This window comes from Variovorax paradoxus (genome assembly GCF_030815855.1).
Lineage (GTDB): Bacteria > Pseudomonadota > Gammaproteobacteria > Burkholderiales > Burkholderiaceae_C > Variovorax > Variovorax paradoxus_M.
Window position 1 is genome coordinate 3,824,825 of sequence record NZ_JAUSXG010000001.1, and the last position, 18,951, is coordinate 3,843,775.

The following is an 18,951-nucleotide window of genomic DNA, read 5'->3' on the forward strand; positions in this document are numbered from 1 at the left end:
GGCGCGCCAGCGGAGCCGTCGCGTGAGTTTCTCGCTCGGCCAGGTCGGGCTGATCCACCCGAACGGCCATCGCGCGCTGCAAAGCGTGTCGTTCGCCGCGCGTGCGGGCGAGCGGGTGGCCGTCATCGGGCCCTCGGGCGCGGGCAAGACCACGCTGCTGCGCGTGCTCGGCGCCGCGCTGCGGCCCGGCGAAGGCACGGTGCAGTTGCTCGGCGACGCGCCATGGAGCCTGGCAACACCGGGCCTGCGCAAGCTGCGCGCGCGCATCGGCACCGTGCACCAGAGCCCGCCGATTGCGCCGCGCCTGCGCGTGGTCACCGCCGTGCTCTCGGGGCGGCTGGGGCAATGGAGCGCGATGCGCGCACTGGCCTCGCTGCTGCGTCCGTCAGACCTTGCAGGCGCGCACGAGGTGTTGTCGCGCCTCTCGCTCGAAGACCGGCTGTTCGACCGCTGCGACCGTCTCTCCGGCGGCCAGCTGCAACGTGTGGGCATTGCACGCGTGCTCTATCAACGGCCCGCCTTGCTGCTGGCCGACGAACCGGTGTCCGCGCTCGACCCCACGCTGGCCGATGCCACGCTGCAGCAACTCGTGGCACAGAGCGAAGCGACGGGCGCCACGCTCGTGGCCTCGCTGCATGCGGTCGACCTGGCGCTGCGCTGGTTTCCGCGCATCGTGGGCATGCGCAGCGGGCAGGTGGTGTTCGACGAGCCCGTCGGCAATGTGACGGAGCCGATGCTCACGGCGCTTTATGCAAGCGAAGGCGGGCTGCCGATGCAGGCACGCGAACGGCCGCTCGACATCGCATCCGGTGCGTTCGTTGCAGGCCCGGCGAATTCCGTCGAACGACCGGATTGCCTGTGAGCACCGTGCAGCCACTGCCGCCGCGTACAGCCCCAGCGCTGCGCGATCCGCTGGCGCGGCGCCGCGTGGTGTGGCTGTTGGCCGCGCTCGTCATTGCATGGCCGATGCTCCAGCTGTCGGGCTTTGCGCCCTCCGCGCTGTTCGCGCCCGGCAACCTGCAGGTGATCGGCGGTTTCCTGGCCGGCTTTCTGCCGCCCGAAACCGCACCGGACTTTCTCGCGATGCTGGGCAAGGCCACGCTGGAGACGCTGGCGATGGCCACCGCGGGCACCGCGCTGGCATTCGTGATTGGCGCGCCGCTGGCTTTCGTGACCACGCGCGCGCTCTCGGTCTCGCGCATCGGGCCCGGCCCGGGACGCGCACAGGCCGCGGTGGTGCGGCAGGCCGGGCGTTCCGTGCTGATGGTGCTGCGCGCCATCCCAGAAATTGTCTGGGCACTGGTCTTCGTGCGCGCGCTCGGCCTGGGCCCCGCAGCCGGCGTGCTGGCGCTGGCCATCACCTATGGCGGCATGCTCGGCAAGGTGTATGCCGAGGTGCTCGAATCGACCGACACGCGGCCCGCCCGTGCATTGATGGAAAGCGGCGGCGGGCGCTTCGCCGCGCTCGCCTACGGCCTTTTGCCGAACTGCGCGCAGGAGCTCATCTCTTACACCGTGTACCGATGGGAATGCGCCGTCAGGGCTTCCGTCGTAATGGGCTTTGTGGGCGCGGGCGGGCTGGGCCAGCTCATGGACCAGTCGATGAAGATGCTCAACGGCGGCGAAGCCAGCAGCATCCTGCTGGTGTTCCTGGTGCTGGTGCTGCTCGCGGATGCGCTGAGCAATGCATTGCGGCGGTTGCTGGCATGAACGCCCCCGCGCAATTTAGCCGGCCACCTCGCTGCCACCGCTGCTGGATTGCATCGGCGCTGGTGCTGGCCGCTGTGGTGGCCAGCTTCGTCTACCTGGCCATCGACTACCGTGCGCTGTTCACGGCGGAGTCGATCGGCCTCATGGGCAAGTTCATCGCCGAGTTCTTTCCGCCCGATTTTTCGAGCGCCTTCCTTGCCAAGACGGCCTGGGGCGCGCTGCAGACACTGGCCGTGTCGGCGCTGGGCACGCTGCTGGCATCCGCAGGTGCCGCCGCGCTGGCATTGCCGGCCTCGGGCAGGTCGGGCCTGCTGGTGCGGCAGGGCTGCCGCTTCGTCCTCAATTTTCTGCGCAGCGTGCCCGAACTCGTGTGGGCAGCGCTCATGGTGCTGGCCGCGGGCATCGGCCCGTTCGCCGGCGCGCTCGCGCTCGCATTGCACACCACCGGCGTGCTGGGCCGCCTGTTCGCCGAAAGCCTGGAGAACGCGCCTCGCGAACCCGAGCAGGCGCTAGCGCTCAGCGGCGCCGGCGCCGCGGCGGCCTTCGGCTACGGCAGCCTGCCGCTCGTGCTGCCGCAATGGGTGGCCTATGCGCTGTATCGTTGGGAAATGAACATCCGGATGGCCGCGGTGCTGGGTTTTGTCGGCGGCGGCGGCCTGGGCCAGCTTCTCTACTTCCACTTGTCGATCTTTCAACAGCAGCAGGCCATGACCGTATTGATTGCAATGTTCGTCCTGGTGGCCCTTGTCGACTTGGCAAGCGGCCGGCTGCGGCGCAACTTGGGGCATGCCCATGCGTGAACACGACAACCCGCGCCACCAGCCCACGCGCGTGGCCGACCTGCACCGGTTCGACACCGTCATCGATGCACGCTCGCCTTCGGAGTTCGCGCTCGACCACATTCCCGGTGCCATCAACTGCCCGGTGCTGGACGACGAAGAGCGCCGCATCGTCGGCACCATCTACAAGCAGACCGGTGCGTTCGAAGCGCGCCGCGTCGGCGGTGCGATGGTGGCCGCCAACCTTGCGCGGCACCTGCGCGAACGCTTCGGCGAACAGCCCGCCAACTGGCGCCCGCTCGTGTATTGCTGGCGCGGAGGGCTGCGCAGCGGCTCGATGGTGACCTGGCTGCGCCTTGTCGGCTGGGACGCGCAACAGCTCGCCGGCGGCTACAAGAGCTTTCGCCACCATGTGCTGGCGCAGATCGAGGCCACGGTGCCGAAGCTGCGGCTCCAGGTGATCTGCGGCGCCACCGGCAGCGCCAAGACGCGCGTGCTGCAAGCGCTGGCCGCGCGCGGCGAACAGGTGCTCGACCTGGAGCATTGCGCCAGCCATAAGGGCTCGCTGCTGGGCGCGCTGCCCGGCGTGCCGCAGCCATCGCAAAAGCAGTTCGAGACCCGCATCGCCACCTGCTTCGATTCGCTCGACGCCTCGCGCACGCTGTACGTGGAAGGCGAAAGCGCGCGCATCGGCAAGCTCTCGGTGCCCATTCCCTTGGTCGCGCACATGCGCGCCGCCGCATGCATCGAGATCCAGGCGGATGCGGCATCGCGGCTCGACTATCTGCTGCGCGACTACGCCTACCTCGGCGACGACCGCGCCGCCCTGGCGGCCCAGCTCGACAGGCTGAAGGAAATGCAGGGCAAGGCGGTGGTGCAGCGCTGGCAGGAATGGGCGCTCCAGGGCGACCTGCCTCAACTCTTTGCCGAACTGATGGCGCTTCATTACGATCCCCACTACGAACGCTCGCAGGCACGCCATTTCGAGAAATGGCCGCTGCGCCAGCAGGTGGCGGCACCGGACCTCACGGACAAAGGCATCGAAGCCGTGGCGGACGCCATCCTGCGATTGAACGCCGCCGGGTGACCGGCCGGAAAAAGGAGGCACGCACCATGACGCTCGAATGGCGCCATTCGCTCGAAGACATCGACTGGGAAGAACTCTCGCGGCTCTACCAGGCCGCACCGCTCGGCAACAAGCAGCCCGACGGTCTGAAGCTCGTTTTCTCCAACAGCATGTTCAAGTGCTTCGTGCATGACGACGGCCGCCTGGTCGGCGCAGGGCGCGCCATGGCCGACGGGCTCGACTGCTCCTACATCTGCGACGTGGCCGTGCACCCCACGCATCAGGGCACGGGCCTTGGCAAGGAGATCGTCTCGCGGCTCATGGCGCTCTCGAGCGGACACCGCAAGATCATCCTCTATGCGGTGGCCGGCAAGGAGCCCTTCTACGAAAAGTTCGGCTTCAGGCGCATGAAGACCGCGATGGCCGTCTTCGAGAACCAGGCGCAGGCTGTCGAGCGCGGGCTGATCGAGTGAACACGCGTCTCGGTTCGCGCGCATGAGCGCAGCGCCAAGGAGCGCCAAGGGTGCACCAGTGAACCATTCCGTCGTTCCCACCGAGGAGCACCACTTCGAGAGCCTCCACAAGGCGCTCGACATCGTGGCACGCGAACAGAAATACCTCGCGCTCACTCAAGCGCCGCCTTGGGAGCAATCGCTTTCCTTCTATCGCAACGTGCTGGCCAAGGGCTTCCCTCATTTCGTGGCGGTCGATGGCCAGGGCAAGGTCGTGGGCTGGTGCGACGTATCGCCGGTCTTCGGCCATTCGCGCGCCCACATCGGCCTGCTGGGCGTCGCCTTGCTGCCTGAAACACGCGGCCGCAGGCTCGGCGCGAAGCTGTTGCAGGCGGCGATCGACAAGTCGTGGGCGCGAGGACTGACCCGCATCGAGCTCTCCGTTCGCGCGGACAACCTGAATGCGAAAGCGCTGTACGAGCGATTCGGCTTCGAACACGAAGGCCTGGTGCGCCGCGCCAGCCTGATCGACGGCGTCTACCACGACGCGCACGCGATGGCGCTGCTTCGCTAGACTGGCGCGTGCATCCACTGCCGAATGGAGTTCCCATGTGCAGAAGCATCAAGACCCTCTACAACTTCGAGCCTCCCGCCACCGAGCAGGAAATTCGCTCCGCCGCGCTGCAATTCGTGCGCAAGCTCAGCGGCTTCAGTGTGCCCTCAAAGGCCAACCAGGAAGCCTTCGAGCGTGCGGTCGACGAAGTGGCTGCAACGGCGGCGCGCCTGATCGACTCGCTGGTCACCACCGCCGAGCCGCGCGACCGCGCGATCGAAGCCGAGCGTGCCAAGGCGAGGTCGGCCGCGCGCTTCGGCACCTGAACGCGACGACAACTTCTTTTTTTATGGAGACTCTTCATGCCCGTTGAACTCTGGCTCGCCTTCGTCGCCGCATCGGCCGTGCTGCTGATCATTCCCGGCCCGACCATCCTCACGGTGATCAGCTATTCGATGTCGCACGGGCGGCGCGCCAATGTGCCGCTGGTTGCGGCCGTGGCACTCGGCGATTCGACGGCGTTGGTGGTTTCGCTGCTCGGCCTGGGTGCGTTGCTGGCCACATCGGCATTCTGGTTCACGGTGGTGAAGTGGGCGGGCGGCCTGTATCTGCTCTATCTCGGCATCAAGCTGCTGCGCGCGGGCATCACATCGTCCGAAATCGCGGCGCCGGCGGCGCCTGCTTCGCGCTGGAGACTGTTCGCCAACACCTACCTGGTGACGGCGCTGAACCCCAAGGGCATCGTGTTCTTCGTGGCGTTCCTGCCGCAGTTTTTGAGTCCTGCAGCCGACATGACGCGCCAGCTCTGGGTGCTGGCGGTCACCTTCGTGGCCATGGCCGCGCTCAATGCCACGCTCTACGCGGTGTTTGCGGGATCGGCCCGCAAGCTGCTTTCATCGCCGCGCGCGCAGCGGCGCTTCAACCTGGCGGGCGGTTCGCTGCTGAGCGCGGCGGGCGTGTGGGCGCTGCTCGCGCGCCGGCCCGCCTGAGGTGCGCTCCCGCCAAGGTCAACGGTACGGGTTGTTCGGGCTGCGGTCGTAGCGGTTGGGCACGCCGTCGCCGTCGCGATCGCGGTCGTACCGGTTCGGTACGCCGTCGCGGTCCCGATCTCCATAGCCATGGCCGTAGCCCGGGCGCGGTGCTGGACGGTCATAGGGCGCAACCACGCAGCCGGCCAGGACAGCCGATGCGGCAAGCAGAACGGCCAATGTCTTCTTCATGATTTCTCCTTGGAGTTTTGAAACGCGGCCTGCCTCCGCAAGCCGACGTTTGCATTGAAGGCCACCTCCGTCTCGGCTCCGTATCCCGAATGACGCTCGGGCGTGAAGTTCGTTACCGGATGTGGGACCGTGCTGCGAACTTTGGAGGTAATTCCTTTCCGAGAGAGGCGGCGGTGCGCCCGTCTCGGAGTAGGCGCAGTTCCCGCAGGCGCATCGCCGAGAATGGCGCCGCCCCGCCATCGATTCTTCTGCTCCGACGCCAAGCCCCTTCATGCACCGCACGTCCTCCACCGCCAGCCGCCTCGTCGCCGCGTTGATCGTGGCGGCCTGCGCGCAGCCGGCGCTTGCGGTGGCCGCCGGCGGCGTGAGCTTCGACGAAGTGAAGCGCGAGTTCCGCTCTTCGGATACCGCGGTGCTCGACCGCAACGGCGAGCTGCTGCAGCGCGTGCGCACCGATGCCACGGTGCGGCGCGGCCAGTGGATTGCGCTGGCCGATGTATCGCCGGCGCTTCGCATGGCCATGGTGCTGAGCGAGGACCGGCGCTTCTACGAGCACAGCGGCATCGACTGGCGCGCGGTGTCGTCCGCCGCCTGGGCCAACCTGTGGAACACCCGCACCCGCGGCGCGTCGACCATCACGATGCAGCTCTCGGGCCTGCTCGACGAAGACCTGCGCCGCGCCAACAGCGGGCGCACCTTCACGCAGAAGATCGGCCAGACCGTGGCGGCCACGCAGTTGGAACGCAGCTGGCGCAAGGACCAGATCCTCGAGGCCTATCTCAACTCGGTGCCGTTTCGCGGCGAGATCGTGGGCATCGACGCGCTTTCGCGCACGCTGTTCGGCAAGGCGCCGAGCGGCCTCGACGCGCGCGAGGCCAGCGTGGCCGCCGCGCTGGTGCGCGCGCCCAACGCGAAGCCCGCGATGGTGGCGCAGCGCGCCTGCGAGGTCATGCGCGTCATGGAACCGGGCCAGAAGATCGACTGCGATGCGCTCGACATGTTCACCAGCGCAGCGGTGCAGCGGCGCGCGTTCGATGCGAACGAAGGCATTGCGCCGCATGCGGCGCGGCGTGTCTTGAGAGAGCTGCGCGAGGCCGGCGAAGCGACCGCCGCCGCGCCTGCCGCAGCGGCGTCGCGGCAAGCGGCCCCCAAGGAAGCCGCAGTGCGCACCTCGTTGCGCGCGCCGCTGCAGCGCTTCGCGCTCGATGCGCTGCAGCGCCACCTGAAGGAACTGCGCGGCCGGCATGTGGAAGACGGCGCACTCGTGGTGCTCGACAACGCGAGCGGCGAAGTGCTCGCCTGGGTCGGCTCGTCGGGCCCGCTGAGCCAGGCGGCCGAGGTCGATGCGGTCACCGCCCTGCGCCAGCCCGGCTCCACGCTCAAGCCGCTGCTCTACGCACAGGCCATTGCCGAGCGGCGGCTCACCGCGGCATCGCTGATCGACGATTCGTCGGCCCAGATCAACACCGCGAACGGGCTCTACATTCCGCAGAACTACGACCGCAAGTTCAAGGGGCCGGTGTCGGTGCGCACCGCACTGGCTGCCTCGCTCAACGTACCGGCCGTGCGCACGCTGGTGATGGTGTCGCCCGAATCGTTCGCGCGGCGGTTGCGCGCGGTCGGCCTGCCGCTGCGCGAAAGCGGCGACTACTACGGCTACAGCCTCGCGCTGGGCAGCGCCGAGGTGTCGCTGCTGTCGCTCGCCAATGCCTACCGCGCGCTGGCCAACGGCGGGCGCTTCGGACCGACGACGCTGATCGCACGGCATCCCGCGCCGACGCCGGGCCCGACAGCCAAGGCCGGCGCCTCCGCTGCCGCGCCCCTCTTCGATCCGCGCGCGGCCTTCATCGTCGGCGACGTGCTGTCGGATGCGAATGCGCGCACACGCACCTTCGGGCTCGACAGCATTCTTTCCACCCGCTTCTGGACCGCGGTGAAAACCGGCACCAGCAAGGACATGCGCGACAACTGGGCCGTCGGCTGGTCGCAGCGCTACACGGTGGGCGTGTGGGTCGGCAACGCGAGCGGCGCCTCGATGTGGGACGTGAGCGGCACCAGCGGCGCGGCCCCGGTCTGGGCCGAAGTGATGCGCTTCCTGCACGCACGCGAGCCGAGCCGCGCACCCCATCCGCCCGCCGGGCTCACCGAGGCACGCGTCGCGTTCGGGCCCGGTGCCGACGGCAATCCGCTCGAGGCTGCGCGCAGCGAGTGGTTCCTCGAAGGCACGGAGCAGCCGCTCTTCGCGCTCGACACCGGTACCGGCGCATCGGCAGGCGCCGCGGCCGCACGCATCACCGCGCCGGCCGACGGCACCATCCTCGCGCTGGACCCCGACATTCCGCCGCTGCACCAGCGCGTGCACTTCGAGTCCGAAGGCCGCGGCGTGCAGTGGCGCATCGACGGCAAGCACTTTGCACGCGGCAACAGCGCGCAATGGCTGCCGTGGCCCGGACGGCACGTGATCGAACTCGTCGACGCCACGGGCAAGGTGGTCGACCAGCGCAAGCTCGAAGTGCGCGGCGCGGGCGTGGTCACGAAAAGCGCGCGCCGATGAAGGCGGCGCGCTCCTCCTGGTCCGGCCTTCTTCTCTGGCTGGCGTGCACCGCCCTGCTGGCCTGGATGCCGGTCGCCGGGGCCAAGCCGGTGCCCGTGCCGCCGATGCAGACGCGCGTGGTCGATCTGACGAACACGCTGCCGGCGTCGGCCCGCGAAGACCTGCGGCGACAGATCGCCGTGCTCGAAAGCGACACCCAGGCGCAGCTCGCCGTCCTGATCGTGCCGACCACCGGCGAAGACTCGATCGAGCAGTACGCCACGCGCGTGTTCGGGCGCTGGAAGCTGGGCCGCGAGAACCAGGACGACGGCGTGCTGCTGCTGGTGGCACTCAAGGACCGGCGCATGCGCATCGAAGTGGGAACGGGCCTCGAAGGCCGGATCACCGACATCCAGGCCGCCGGCATCATCGATGCACAGATGACGCCGCGCTTTCGCAGCGGCGACTTCGCCGGCGGCATCGAAGCGGCGGTGCAGTCGCTGACGCAGCTGATCGGCGAGCCCGCGGCCGTTCCACTCTCCGACCAAGCCGAACCGGCCGAGCCGGGCGAATCGACGGAGATGCAGGTGGAAACCCCGTCCGAACCCGAACCCGAGCCGAACGGCATGCATGTCACGCGCGAGGCCTGGGGCCTGCTCGGGGTCGCGCTGTGGAGCCTGCTGCTGGGCATCTGGTACGGACGCGGCGTGTCCGCCAACGCACGTGGGCGAGCGGCGGTGCAGAAAACAGGCCGCCGGCGCAAGGGCAAAGCCATGGGACAGCGGCCCGAGCCCTGGGCCGGCGCCGTGAAGGCGATCGAACCGTCCGCGCCGCCGCGCAAACCCGATTGGCGCATCGCACTGGGCCTGCTCGGCGCCGGTCCGATGGCCGCCGCCGCGGGGCTGCTGAACCCGCCCATGGCAGCCTTGCTGGCGACGCCGGCCGCGTTCTCCTACGGCATCGGCTATGCCTGCGGCCGTTGGCGCAAGGTGAGCTACGTGATGGGCGGCATCACGCTGGTGCCCGCGGCACTGGTTGCCGTCGCGTTGGCGGTCGGCCAGCCGTTCTGGTGGGGGCTGTTGTGGGCCCTGGGCCTCGGCGGCGCCGGCCTGGCCATCGTGGGCATCGCGGTGTGCATGCGCAACGCCTGGCAGCGCAGTGTCCCGGGCTTCATGGTCCGCCTGCTGGTCGTGCTGGGGGTCTTCGCCTTCATGGTGTCGACAGCTCAGCCGGGGCCGGTACCCGATGAAAGGTGGATTCCCGTCGGGCTGGCGAGCTTCATCGCGCTGCTGTTCGCCTTTTTTCCCTTCGGGAGCGGTAGCGGCAGAAGCAGCAGCGACGACAGCGACAGCGGGTGGAGCAGCAGTTCGTCGAGCAGCAGCAGCAGCAGCTCGTCGTCGTCCTCCTCTTCGTCCTCGTCCTCCTCCGATGGCGGCGGCGGCTCCAGCAGCGGCGGCGGAGCCTCAGGCAGCTGGTAACGGCGGCGCGCAGCTGCCGAATCCCCTGCGCGTGACTGCGGCAATGCGAATGCGTGACAATTCATCCAATGATTCAATGAATTAGGTCTTTCTTATTCATATGCTCCTCCAAGCTCCCCGAACCTCCCTGGCCGACAGCGCGGCAAACAGCATCCGTGCCGAAATCGCGGCCGGCCGCTGGGCCGTCGGGTCCCGCATTCCCATCGAACCGCAGCTCGCCCTGTTGCTCGGCGTCAGCCGCGGCACCGTGCGCGAAGCCGTGAAGACACTGGTCTCGCGCGGTTTGCTCGAAGTGCGGCAGGGCTCCGGCACCTATGTGCGCTCGGGCTTCGACCCTTCGGTCAGCTTGCAGAAGATGCGGCGCGCCAGCCTGCGCGACCAATTCGAAGTGCGCCGCGCGCTCGAGGTCGAGGCCGCGCGGCTGGCCGCGATACGCCACACCGCCAAGGACCTGCGCAACCTCAAGAGCCTGCTCGAAAAGCGCGGCGTTCCCGATGCGAAGGATGGCGGCGCGGGCTTCATCGAGCGCGACCTGGCCTTTCACCTGGCCATCGTCGACATCTCGGGCAACCTGGCGCTGGCCGAAACCTGCCGCTTCATCGCGGGCTACATCAAGGAAACCATCGCGAGCACGATGAGCACCAGCCTGCCCGAACCCGACATCGCCGCGCACGAGGCCATCGTCGAAGCCATTGCAAGCCGCGACCCCGACCGTGCCGCCGAAGCGGTTCGCGCTTTCATGTCGCCGATGATCGAGATGCTGTCGCAGGGTGCGCCATGAGGGGCTCGGCAAGAAAGCGCGCCGCGGCAAGGGCGCACCGATGAGCGCGCTGCCGCTGTCCCCCCGCCGTGCCTCCGACGGGCTGCTGATCGACGCCGAGGCCGACAGCGTGCCCGCGCCGCGGCCCACGCCCGCGGACAGCCTGGCCCGCCGCATCCTGCTGGGCGCGAGCGTGGTGCTGATTGCCTTCAACCTGCGGCCGGTGTTTGCCAGCCTCTCGGTGATGCTGCCCGACATCATGGCGGCCACGGGTCTCTCCGCCACCGCCGCGAGCCTGCTGACGACGCTGCCGATCGTCTGCCTGGGCGTGTTCGCACCGCTCGCGCCGGGCCTGGGCCGGCGCTTCGGCACCGAGCGCACGCTGCTCGGCTGCATGGTGCTCATCCTGGTGGGCACCGCGCTGCGCGGCACCGGCAACATCCCGCTGCTGTTCCTGGCGTCGGCCGTCGCGGGCAGCGGCATCGCGGTGTCGAACGTGCTGCTCTCCGGCCTCGTGAAGCGCGACTTCGCCGGACAGGCGGCGCTGATGATGGGCCTCTACACCATGGCGGTGTGCGGCGGCGCGGCCAGCGCCGCGGGGCTCACGGTGCCGCTCGAACATGCGCTGGGCGGCGGCTGGACCACCGCGCTGGCCATGTGGGCGCTACCGGCCCTGCTGGTCACGCTGATCTGGGCGCCGCAGGCCCTGCCGCTGAAGCCGGTGGCCAGCGAATCGGGCTTTACCGTGCGCGGGCTGTGGCGCGACGGGCTGGCCTGGCAGGTCACCTTCTTCATGGGGTTGCAGTCGGCCCTTGCGTACATCGTGATGGGCTGGCTCGCGCCGATCCTGCGCGAGCGCGGGCTTGGCGGCGAAACCGCCGGATACGTGGTGTCGCTCGCCGTCATGACGCAGGTGGTGACCTGCCTCGTCGTTCCGGCGGTGGCGGTCAGGCTGCGCAACCAGCGCGGCCTTGCCGTGGGGTTGGCCATGCTCACCCTGGCCGCCATGCTGGCGATGCTGTTCGCGCCACTCTCGGGCGTGTGGTTCTGGGCCGTGCTGCTGGGCATTGCGCAAGGCGGCACCTTTGCCCTCGCGCTCACGTTCATGGTGCTGCGCTCAGCCGATTCGCACGTGGCGGCGCACCTCTCCGGCATGGCGCAGGGCGTGGGTTACGTCGTGGCCGCGTGCGGTCCGCTGGCCGCCGGCCTGCTGCACGGCTGGACCGGCAGCTTCCGCGCATCGTCGTGGCTCTTCATCGGGCTGGGCATTGCACTGGTGATTGCGGGCCTCGGCGCGGGTCGCGCGATGCACGTGGGCGCGGTGACGGTTCCCCGGCGCTGAGGCAAGCTACTGGGGCCCACCGCAGAAGCTCACCCTTTCGGTCGTCCTGGCGGTGAAGTGAAGACGCGTGGTGGTGCTACCGCTTGCGGCCGTGTTTGCGGGCCACTCGCTCTGCAGCCACGTGTATTGCCAGCTGTAGGGGCCGCCTGGCTTGCCGGGTTCTTCGTAGGCGATGCGAAGACTGCCGTTGCTTTCGTCATGGCAATGCTTCGAGCTTTTGTATTCCTTTTCGCTGAAGCAGGCGCGGATCATCTTCGAGCAAGAAAAGGGAATGCCTTCGTGCACGGCCCTGGTGTCGTTGAGCGGCACGAAGTCGGCCTTGCTGAACGAGGCGCCGCCGCCCGAGTACATCTCCGAAACGGTCTGCAGCACGGCCATGGCCCACTGCCCTTCGGCCAGCGGGTAGAGCGCCGGTGCGAGCGAAAGCCGGACGTCGGACATGCCTGTGCCGGTGTCTTTTTTCATGAGGGCCGCATAGCTGCCGAAGTCATGCAAGCGGTTCACCCGCCAGGTCTTGGCGTCTTTGTCGCGCTTGATGCGCGCCATGGCCAGCGGCTCCACCGAAAGCACCACGTAGTCGCTTGCCGCGGCGCCGCGCACCCGGTACAAACCCAGCGCCTGCGCATCGCAGGGCTGCGGCAGCAGCGCACATAAACGCGCGCGCCACTCCGAATCGACCGACTGCGGCTTTCTGACCGCATCGAAAACCTGCGCCGAAGGTGCGGCGGACACGTGGCCCGTCAGCAGCACGACAAGCGTCCAGGCGGCGGTGCGAAAGGCAGGCAGCTTGCTCATGGCGGGATGGTAGCCAGAGCCTTTGAAAGATGCTGCTACCAATTGCGGCAATCGGGCGCAACCAGTCGCAACAGCCGCAACACCCGCGCGAACGCCTCCGATGTTGTAGCCTTCGCGCCCATGGCCACCCCGGCCTGCAACGGAGCGACGAATGGCTGACAAGATCCTGGTGTTCTACGGTTCCTACAGATCGGACCGCATGGGCATTCGCCTGGCGGACTACCTGGTGGCGGGCCTCCGGTCGCGAGGCACCGATGCGGAGTTGATCGATGCGCAAGCCGTCGGCCTGCCCATGCTCGACCGCATGTACAAGGAGTATCCCAAGGGCACCGCGCCCGCGCCCATGGAAGCGCTGGCGCAAAAGATTCGCGGCGCGGACGCCTTCGTCTTCGTGACGGGCGAATACAACTGGGGCCCGCAACCGGGCCTGAAAAATCTCACCGACCACTTTCTCGAAGAATGGTTCTGGCGGCCCGCCGCGGTTGCCAGCTATTCGGCCGGCCGGTTTTCGGGCGTGCGCTCAGGCACCGTGTGGCATTCGATCCTGTCGGAGATGGGCATGGTCGTCGTCTCCAGCACGCTGGCTGTCGGGCCGATCTCCCAGACGCTGGACGCCGGCGGCAAGCCCACGGGCAGTGCGGGCGAATCTCTCGAGCGCTCGTTCGGCCGCTTTGCCGACGACCTGGCCTGGTGGACCGAGGCCGCGCGCGAGCAGCGGGCGCGCAAGGCGCCGCCTTATTGATCTGCGAGCTGAGAGGATCGGCTGATCGCGTTGTGGATGAGCGTGTCAATCCCGAGATGCCGGCAGGGGGAATACCCGACACGCTCTCCGGATGTTCGCCGACATATTTGGCCGAACCCGCGTTGTAGCGTTGAGGTCTCCTATTACGGCCTCTGCGCGAGGCAAAGAAAAAAAATGGACCTCGACGCAGTCACCCGCCGCCTGGAAGCTGCGGAAAGCCGCATATTCGCGCTGACCACATGCCTGGCTTCGGTATTGAAGTACGTGCCGCAGGCAGCTGCCGAACTCGAGGTCATTGCCAATCACCTGGACGATGCACCACCCGTCGCCGTCTCGGACGCGCGCCTTTCGGCCGTGGCATCGCACATTCGGGTCGCGCTTGGCGCCGAGTGGGACGACTCCATCGAAGAAGCCCGGGAATAGCTTGCAAGGGCGGACCTGAGTTCGTTCTCCTCCGCCTCGGTCAGTCCGACCACCAGGCTCCTGAACTCGGCCACATAGCAGGGCAGCATGAGCGCCGCCGTGAGCGCATGGACGTCATTGCCCCGCGCCAGATGCTCATTGCATGCCGCAATGCTTTGATGGATTTCGAGCGCCAATGCAACTCGGCCGGGAGCTTGCTTTTCGCAGCTCATGCGGTCTTCGCTTCTCTTGCGGGTCATCGCCGGTCCTTGAGGCGCACTTCGGATGGCGCCGCAAGGCAACTCTATTCACCCAGCGGCGCAGTGGGGAGTAACAACATCGTCGTGAATCGGTCCGCTGCAGTGCGGCGCTCACGGGGCCTCGGCAGGTCCTCCCGCTCGCACCGCCCGCACGACCGACAGCACCGCTTCGATCACGGCATCCGGATCTTCGAGCTGGATGTTGTGCCCTGAATTCGGCAGCACCCGGTGGCTGCTTCGAGACGACCAGGTCACTTCCTCCTCATGCAGCTGCTTCCAGATGACTTGAACCTGCCTGCCTTGCTCGGGCGTGATCTTCATCCCCCGGAGTTCGGCCGTGGTGTAGGGAGCCATGGCCGTGAGCACCACCAGCGGGCGATTGCCCAGTTCCCGAAAGCCCCGGGTCTCGGCGAGCGTGCTGTCCGTTGAATCACTCTCCGCAAGCTGCGTCGTCAATGACCTGGGCGCGTAGGCCCATATCGCCCGCATGGCCTGTGCATCGCTTGCCGTCCGCTGCGGCGGCCGGGGCAGCAGCACGGGAGCCGCCGCGCGCAGCACACCCGTCCACGCGAGCGCCACACCGACCCGGGACAACATGGAACGCGATTCGGTCATGAAGTCCGCCACCCGCTCGACCTGATCGGGATGCGAGGGATCGACGAACACAAGCCCTGCGACATCCGGACCGAAGTACCTCGTGAAGTCCATGGCGTAGAGGGCTCCAAGCGACTGGCCCACCAGCACGAAAGGTCCGCGCTCGCCGGCGTTCGTCAACGCCGCATGAAGGTCTTGCACCACCTGCTTCGCGCTGTGAGGGGCGCTTGAAGAATCGCTCCACATCAGGCCCGCGCGGCTGTAGGCGCAGGCGCGCGTGTGAGCGTCGATCTTCGGCTGGACGGCCGACCAGCTCAGCGAACCTTCGACACTGAGCCCCGCCTCGAACACGACGGTGGGAGAGCCCGCGCCCCGGCAATCCAGCTGGATTCGCCGGCCGCCGATGTCGACCATTTGCCCGGCGGGAGGAAAGTCCCGCGCGGCCCGGTATTGCCCGAGGCGCTCGTAGACGACGCCCGCGAGCACGAGGAACGCGGCGAATGCAGCGACTCCCAGAACGATATGCATGGTTCTACGTCCAGCGGTTTTCAACAGCGAGCCTCAGAACAGCACATTGTGTGGTCGGAAAGGCGAAGAAAGACGGATCGCTTTCCCGAGTGCCGCTCGCGCGGGCCGCCGCCCAGAGCTTCCGCAGGATCGGGCAAGGAATCGACACGAAGCGGATAACGCTCGCAGGGGCGCTCTTTTCACAATGGTCCGGCACGAAAAGCCAATCCGGCCGATCGATCCGCACCATCGAAAGAAAGGCGCACACCATGTCCACCGGCACGACCACGCACCGCGGCGGCAGCACCCTCGCGGCCCTCTCGCTCTCGCTGGCGATGGCTTCGGCACCATCGCATTCGCAGACCGGATCGGTGCGCGCGCCGACCGATCAGAACCGCTATGTCGGCATGTGGGTCACCAAGGACGGCTACATCCGCCATGAGTTGCTGCCCGGCGGCCGCTACGACGAGGCGCGCGGCAACCGCCGCAGCGCCTACCAGGGCCGCTACACGCTCCGCGGCGATCACATCGACTACGTCGACGACACCGGCTTCACGGCCGACGGCGACTTTCGCGACGGCGTGCTGTACCACGGCGGAATGGTGCTCTACCGCGAAAGTACACCGCGGCGTTGAGGCCGGACACACGCGTTTTGCAGAATCGGGCAAGAACGCCGTTCGATTCGGATAACGCCCGAGGCGTCATCGGCGCGAGACTTGTCACCATGCCGGCGCAGCGTTGCGCCATGGTTCACACCCAACCCGCACGAGGAGTTTCTTATGAGCGCAATCCAGGAAAAAGTCGTCCTCATCACCGGCGCAAGCGGTGGCATCGGCGCAGCGGCCGCGCGGCTCTTGGCACGGCGCGGCGCCAAGGTGGTGCTCGGCGCGCGGCGCACCCAACACCTCGAGGCGCTGGCCGACGAAATCACGGCGGCCGGCGGAACGGCGAGCTTCCAGCGGCTCGACGTGACCTACCGGCCCGACGTGGAAGCCTTTGCCGAGTTCGCACTCGAGACGCACGACCGCATCGACGTGCTGGTGAACGCCGCGGGCGTGATGCCGCGTTCGCCGCTGTGGACGCGCAAGATCGACGAGTGGGAACTGATGATCGACGTGAACCTGCGCGGCGTGCTGCTGGGCATTGCGGCCGTGCTGCCGACCATGCAGGAACAGGGCTGGGGCCACATCGTGAATGTGGCGCCGGTGCCCGCGCACGGCGTGTCGCCCAACTCGGCGGTGTATTGCGGCACGCAGTACGCGGTGGACGCCATCTCCGAAGGGCTGCGGCAAGAGCATGCGGGACGGGTGCGCGTGACGGTGGTGCGCCCCGACCTGAGCGAGGCTGACAACACGCTCGCCGACCGCATTGCCGCCTGCAGCACCTTCGAGCGCATGGTCACGCGGCGGCGCATCGCGGTGCCGGTGGAAGCCGTCGCACGCTCGATTGCCGGCGCCATCGAAGGCAGCAGCATCTCGGCGCCGCGGCGGCCGGTTTGGCGGCCGAAGCCGGCCGAGCACGCGTTCTGAGCCGGCATCCCGGCGGGCCGCGTCAGTAGGTCTTGTAAGGCAGGAACTTGCCCGACAGCACCACGTTGACGCGGTCCCCCTTCGGGTCGGCCTGGCGCTGGATGTCCATGCTGAAGTCGATCGCGCTCATGATGCCGTCGCCGAACTCCTCGTGGATCAGTTCCTTGATGGTGGTGCCATACACGCTCACCACCTCGTACCAGCGGTAGATCAGCGGGTCGGTCGGCACGGGCGTGGGCAGCGAGCCCTTGTAGGGCACGACCTTGAGCCACTTCTGCTCCTCGACGGTCAGGCCGAAGATCTTGCCGATGATCTTCGCCTGCTTGTCGTCGAGCGTCATCTGCCCCAGGCATGCGGCGGTGGTCCACTCCTTGGAAAGGCCCACCTTCCTGGCCACGTCGGCCCATTGAATGCCCTTGGACACCTTCACGGTGATGATCTTCTCGGTAACGTCGTTGCGGTTCATGCGGGGTTGCTCCTGATGGGTTGGATGGGTGAAGTGAAAGTCACGACGCCTTGGCGCGCGTGACGAGAAAATCGACGATGTGGTTGCGCAGCGCGTAGTAGCCGTCCAGGTGGTGCAGCGAGGCGCGCGTGCGTTCGCGCGGCAGCGGGTTGGCCACGGTTTCGGCGATGTTGCCGGGGCGCCAGCCACCACCAGGCTGGTCGGCGCCGTTGGTCATCAGCAGGATGCGGTCGGCCAGCAGGATGGACTCGTCCACGTCGTGCGTGATCATGAAGACGGTTTGCTGCGTCTGGCGCACGATGGCCATCAGCTCGTCCTGGATGGTGCCGCGCGTGAGCGCATCGAGCGCGCCGAAGGGTTCGTCGAGCAGCAGCATCTTGGGCTGGATGGCAAAGGCCCGCGCAATGCCCACGCGCTGTTTCATGCCGCCCGAAAGCTGCGAGGGCTTCTTGTCGATGGCGGCTTCCAGGCCCACCATGGCCACGAAGCGCCGCACCTGCACATCGACCTGCGCGGCCGGCCAGTCGGGCCAGCGCGAGCTCACGGCAAAGGCGATGTTCTTTCGCACCGTAAGCCAGGGCATGAGCGCGTGGCTCTGGAACACCACGCCGCGCTCCAGGCTCGGGCCGGCCACCTCGCGGCCGTCCATGAACACGTGGCCGGCGCTGGCCTCGTCGAGCCCGGCCAGCACGTTGAGGATGGTGGTCTTGCCGCAGCCCGAGTGGCCGATGATGCAGACGAACTCGCCGCGGTCGAGCGTGAACGACACGTCGGCGAACACCGGCCGCGCGGGCGCGAAGGCCTTGGCAAGCCCCTCGATGCGCAGGAAGCCGCTGGTAGCGGGCGACGATGGGTTGGGAACAGCTGTCATGAGGGCGCCTCGTGCCGATCGATCACTCCACATAGGTCACCTTTCGTTGCAGCCCGGCAAAGGCCTGGTCCAGCAGCATGCCGACGACGCCGATCACCAGGATTGCGAAGATCACGTTGGTGAGCGAGAGGTTGTTCCACTCGTTCCATACGAAGTAGCCGATGCCCGTGCCGCCCACCAGCATTTCGGCCGCCACGATGACGAGCCACGCGATGCTCATGCTGATGCGCATGCCCGTGAGGATGGTCGGCGCGGCCGCGGGCAATATCACGCGGAACGCGCGGCGCAGCGGCTTTACCTCCAACGTGCTCGCCACGTGGAGCCATTCGCGCTTGACCGAGGCCACGCCGAAGGCGGTGTTGAGCAGCATCGGCCACACCGAGCAGATGAAGATCACGAAGATGCCGCTGACCGACGAGTCCTTGATGGTGTAGAGCGCAAGCGGCATCCACGCGAGCGGCGAGATGGGCTTGAGCACCTGGATGAACGGATCGAAGGCCTTGTGCAGCAGCGGCGACATGCCGATGACAAAGCCGAGCGGCACCGCGACCGCGCAGGCCAGCAGAAAGCCCAATCCCACGCGCCCGAGCGAATACGCCAGCTGGATGGCAATGCCCTTGTCGTTCGGCCCGTTGTCGTAGAAGGGGTTCGACAGATGCTTCCACGCGGTCGCGGCCATTTCCGCCGGCGCCGGGAAGCCCGAGCTCTTGACCTGGCCGCCCGGGTCCTTGCCGAGCATCTTCTGGTATTCGATCTGCTCGGCGGTCATGCCAGCAGCGGCGCCGGTGCCTGCCGCGGGCAGGGTGGCCAGCTGCCACGCGCCGACAAGCAACAGGAACATCAAGAACGACACCAGCGCCGCCTTGAGCGAAAGGCTCTTCTTTCCGTTCAT

Annotated in this window: 22 protein-coding genes; 16 read left to right on the forward strand and 6 right to left on the reverse strand. The window is 67.7% G+C overall.

The window, feature by feature from the left end; translation table 11 throughout:
- Positions 1 to 22 precede the first annotated feature (22 nt).
- The 8 genes from QFZ42_RS18380 to QFZ42_RS18415 are packed head-to-tail and all read left to right on the forward strand — an operon-like array spanning position 23 to position 5,549.
- On the forward strand, positions 23 to 862 hold the full coding sequence (locus tag QFZ42_RS18380; RefSeq protein ID WP_307702335.1) for a phosphonate ABC transporter ATP-binding protein: 840 nt from the start codon (positions 23 to 25) through the stop codon (positions 860 to 862).
- A complete protein-coding gene (locus QFZ42_RS18385; RefSeq protein WP_307702336.1) occupies positions 859 to 1,710 on the forward strand; it encodes a PhnE/PtxC family ABC transporter permease in 852 nt (283 codons plus the stop codon). The genes QFZ42_RS18380 and QFZ42_RS18385 overlap by 4 nt, the downstream gene beginning before the upstream one ends.
- Positions 1,707 to 2,510 carry a phosphonate ABC transporter, permease protein PhnE gene (gene phnE, locus QFZ42_RS18390; RefSeq protein ID WP_307702337.1) on the forward strand — a complete coding sequence of 268 codons (804 nt, stop codon included), beginning with the start codon at positions 1,707 to 1,709 and terminating at the stop codon, positions 2,508 to 2,510. The genes QFZ42_RS18385 and phnE overlap by 4 nt, the downstream gene beginning before the upstream one ends.
- Positions 2,497 to 3,576, forward strand: coding sequence for a tRNA 2-selenouridine(34) synthase MnmH (gene mnmH, locus QFZ42_RS18395; RefSeq protein ID WP_307702338.1), 1,080 nt, complete (start codon positions 2,497 to 2,499; stop codon positions 3,574 to 3,576). The genes phnE and mnmH overlap by 14 nt, the downstream gene beginning before the upstream one ends.
- 26 nt (positions 3,577 to 3,602) lie before the next feature.
- Complete coding sequence (locus QFZ42_RS18400; RefSeq protein WP_307702339.1) at positions 3,603 to 4,028, forward strand: GNAT family N-acetyltransferase; 426 nt, start codon at positions 3,603 to 3,605, stop codon at positions 4,026 to 4,028.
- 58 nt (positions 4,029 to 4,086) lie between these two features.
- The gene (locus QFZ42_RS18405) at positions 4,087 to 4,581 is read left to right on the forward strand and encodes a GNAT family N-acetyltransferase (protein ID WP_307702340.1); all 495 of its coding nucleotides are present in this window, start codon (positions 4,087 to 4,089) and stop codon (positions 4,579 to 4,581) included.
- Positions 4,582 to 4,616: 35 nt separating this feature from the next.
- Positions 4,617 to 4,886, forward strand: coding sequence for a DUF2277 domain-containing protein (locus tag QFZ42_RS18410; RefSeq protein ID WP_307702341.1), 270 nt, complete (start codon positions 4,617 to 4,619; stop codon positions 4,884 to 4,886).
- 36 nt (positions 4,887 to 4,922) lie between these two features.
- Positions 4,923 to 5,549: a LysE family translocator gene (locus QFZ42_RS18415; RefSeq protein WP_307702342.1), complete on the forward strand. Its 627-nt coding sequence runs from the start codon at positions 4,923 to 4,925 to the stop codon at positions 5,547 to 5,549.
- Between the two features lie 18 nt (positions 5,550 to 5,567).
- On the opposite strand, the gene QFZ42_RS18420 is transcribed toward QFZ42_RS18415, so the two are convergent.
- The gene (locus QFZ42_RS18420) at positions 5,568 to 5,780 is read right to left on the reverse strand and encodes a thrombospondin type 3 repeat-containing protein (RefSeq protein ID WP_307702343.1); all 213 of its coding nucleotides are present in this window, start codon (positions 5,778 to 5,780) and stop codon (positions 5,568 to 5,570) included.
- A 271-nt stretch (positions 5,781 to 6,051) separates the two neighbouring features.
- Between QFZ42_RS18420 and pbpC the strand changes: the two genes are divergently transcribed.
- The 4 genes from pbpC (at position 6,052) to QFZ42_RS18440 (ending at position 11,893) form a co-directional block, all read left to right on the forward strand.
- Entirely contained in the window at positions 6,052 to 8,334 is a 2,283-nt protein-coding gene (pbpC, locus tag QFZ42_RS18425) for a penicillin-binding protein 1C (protein WP_307702344.1), read from the forward strand.
- Complete coding sequence (locus QFZ42_RS18430) at positions 8,331 to 9,791, forward strand: TPM domain-containing protein (protein ID WP_307702345.1); 1,461 nt, start codon at positions 8,331 to 8,333, stop codon at positions 9,789 to 9,791. The genes pbpC and QFZ42_RS18430 overlap by 4 nt, the downstream gene beginning before the upstream one ends.
- Positions 9,792 to 9,891: 100 nt before the next feature.
- On the forward strand, positions 9,892 to 10,572 hold the full coding sequence (locus QFZ42_RS18435) for a FadR/GntR family transcriptional regulator (RefSeq protein WP_307702346.1): 681 nt from the start codon (positions 9,892 to 9,894) through the stop codon (positions 10,570 to 10,572).
- A gap of 40 nt (positions 10,573 to 10,612) precedes the next feature.
- On the forward strand, positions 10,613 to 11,893 hold the full coding sequence (locus QFZ42_RS18440; RefSeq protein ID WP_307702347.1) for a CynX/NimT family MFS transporter: 1,281 nt from the start codon (positions 10,613 to 10,615) through the stop codon (positions 11,891 to 11,893).
- Positions 11,894 to 11,899: 6 nt separating this feature from the next.
- Here QFZ42_RS18440 and QFZ42_RS18445 read toward each other — a convergent pair whose 3' ends face one another.
- Complete coding sequence (locus QFZ42_RS18445) at positions 11,900 to 12,688, reverse strand: hypothetical protein (RefSeq protein ID WP_307702348.1); 789 nt, start codon at positions 12,686 to 12,688, stop codon at positions 11,900 to 11,902.
- 151 nt (positions 12,689 to 12,839) lie between these two features.
- Here QFZ42_RS18445 and QFZ42_RS18450 point away from each other — a divergent pair, with 151 nt between their 5' ends.
- Positions 12,840 to 13,430 carry an NADPH-dependent FMN reductase gene (locus QFZ42_RS18450; RefSeq protein ID WP_307702349.1) on the forward strand — a complete coding sequence of 197 codons (591 nt, stop codon included), beginning with the start codon at positions 12,840 to 12,842 and terminating at the stop codon, positions 13,428 to 13,430.
- Between the two features lie 174 nt (positions 13,431 to 13,604).
- Positions 13,605 to 13,853 (forward strand): hypothetical protein, encoded by a 249-nt coding sequence (locus tag QFZ42_RS18455; RefSeq protein ID WP_307702350.1) that lies wholly within the window; start codon positions 13,605 to 13,607, stop codon positions 13,851 to 13,853.
- Between the two features lie 350 nt (positions 13,854 to 14,203).
- Here the strand turns inward: QFZ42_RS18455 and QFZ42_RS18460 are convergent, their stop codons facing one another.
- A complete protein-coding gene (locus QFZ42_RS18460; RefSeq protein ID WP_307702351.1) occupies positions 14,204 to 15,214 on the reverse strand; it encodes an alpha/beta fold hydrolase in 1,011 nt (336 codons plus the stop codon).
- Positions 15,215 to 15,462: 248 nt separating this feature from the next.
- Between QFZ42_RS18460 and QFZ42_RS18465 the strand changes: the two genes are divergently transcribed.
- Together QFZ42_RS18465 and QFZ42_RS18470 are read left to right on the forward strand one after the other, a co-directional pair.
- A complete protein-coding gene (locus QFZ42_RS18465) occupies positions 15,463 to 15,828 on the forward strand; it encodes an Atu4866 domain-containing protein (RefSeq protein ID WP_307702352.1) in 366 nt (121 codons plus the stop codon).
- A 144-nt stretch (positions 15,829 to 15,972) separates the two neighbouring features.
- Positions 15,973 to 16,722 carry an SDR family oxidoreductase gene (locus QFZ42_RS18470; protein WP_307702353.1) on the forward strand — a complete coding sequence of 250 codons (750 nt, stop codon included), beginning with the start codon at positions 15,973 to 15,975 and terminating at the stop codon, positions 16,720 to 16,722.
- Between the two features lie 22 nt (positions 16,723 to 16,744).
- Here QFZ42_RS18470 and cynS read toward each other — a convergent pair whose 3' ends face one another.
- From cynS to ntrB, 3 genes are read right to left on the reverse strand one after another with little or no spacing between them, the layout of a single operon-like run.
- Positions 16,745 to 17,188, reverse strand: coding sequence for a cyanase (cynS, locus tag QFZ42_RS18475; RefSeq protein ID WP_157612740.1), 444 nt, complete (start codon positions 17,186 to 17,188; stop codon positions 16,745 to 16,747).
- Positions 17,189 to 17,228: 40 nt separating this feature from the next.
- Positions 17,229 to 18,059, reverse strand: coding sequence for an ABC transporter ATP-binding protein (locus QFZ42_RS18480; RefSeq protein WP_307702354.1), 831 nt, complete (start codon positions 18,057 to 18,059; stop codon positions 17,229 to 17,231).
- Positions 18,060 to 18,081: 22 nt separating this feature from the next.
- The gene (ntrB, locus tag QFZ42_RS18485) at positions 18,082 to 18,951 is read right to left on the reverse strand and encodes a nitrate ABC transporter permease (RefSeq protein ID WP_307702355.1); all 870 of its coding nucleotides are present in this window, start codon (positions 18,949 to 18,951) and stop codon (positions 18,082 to 18,084) included.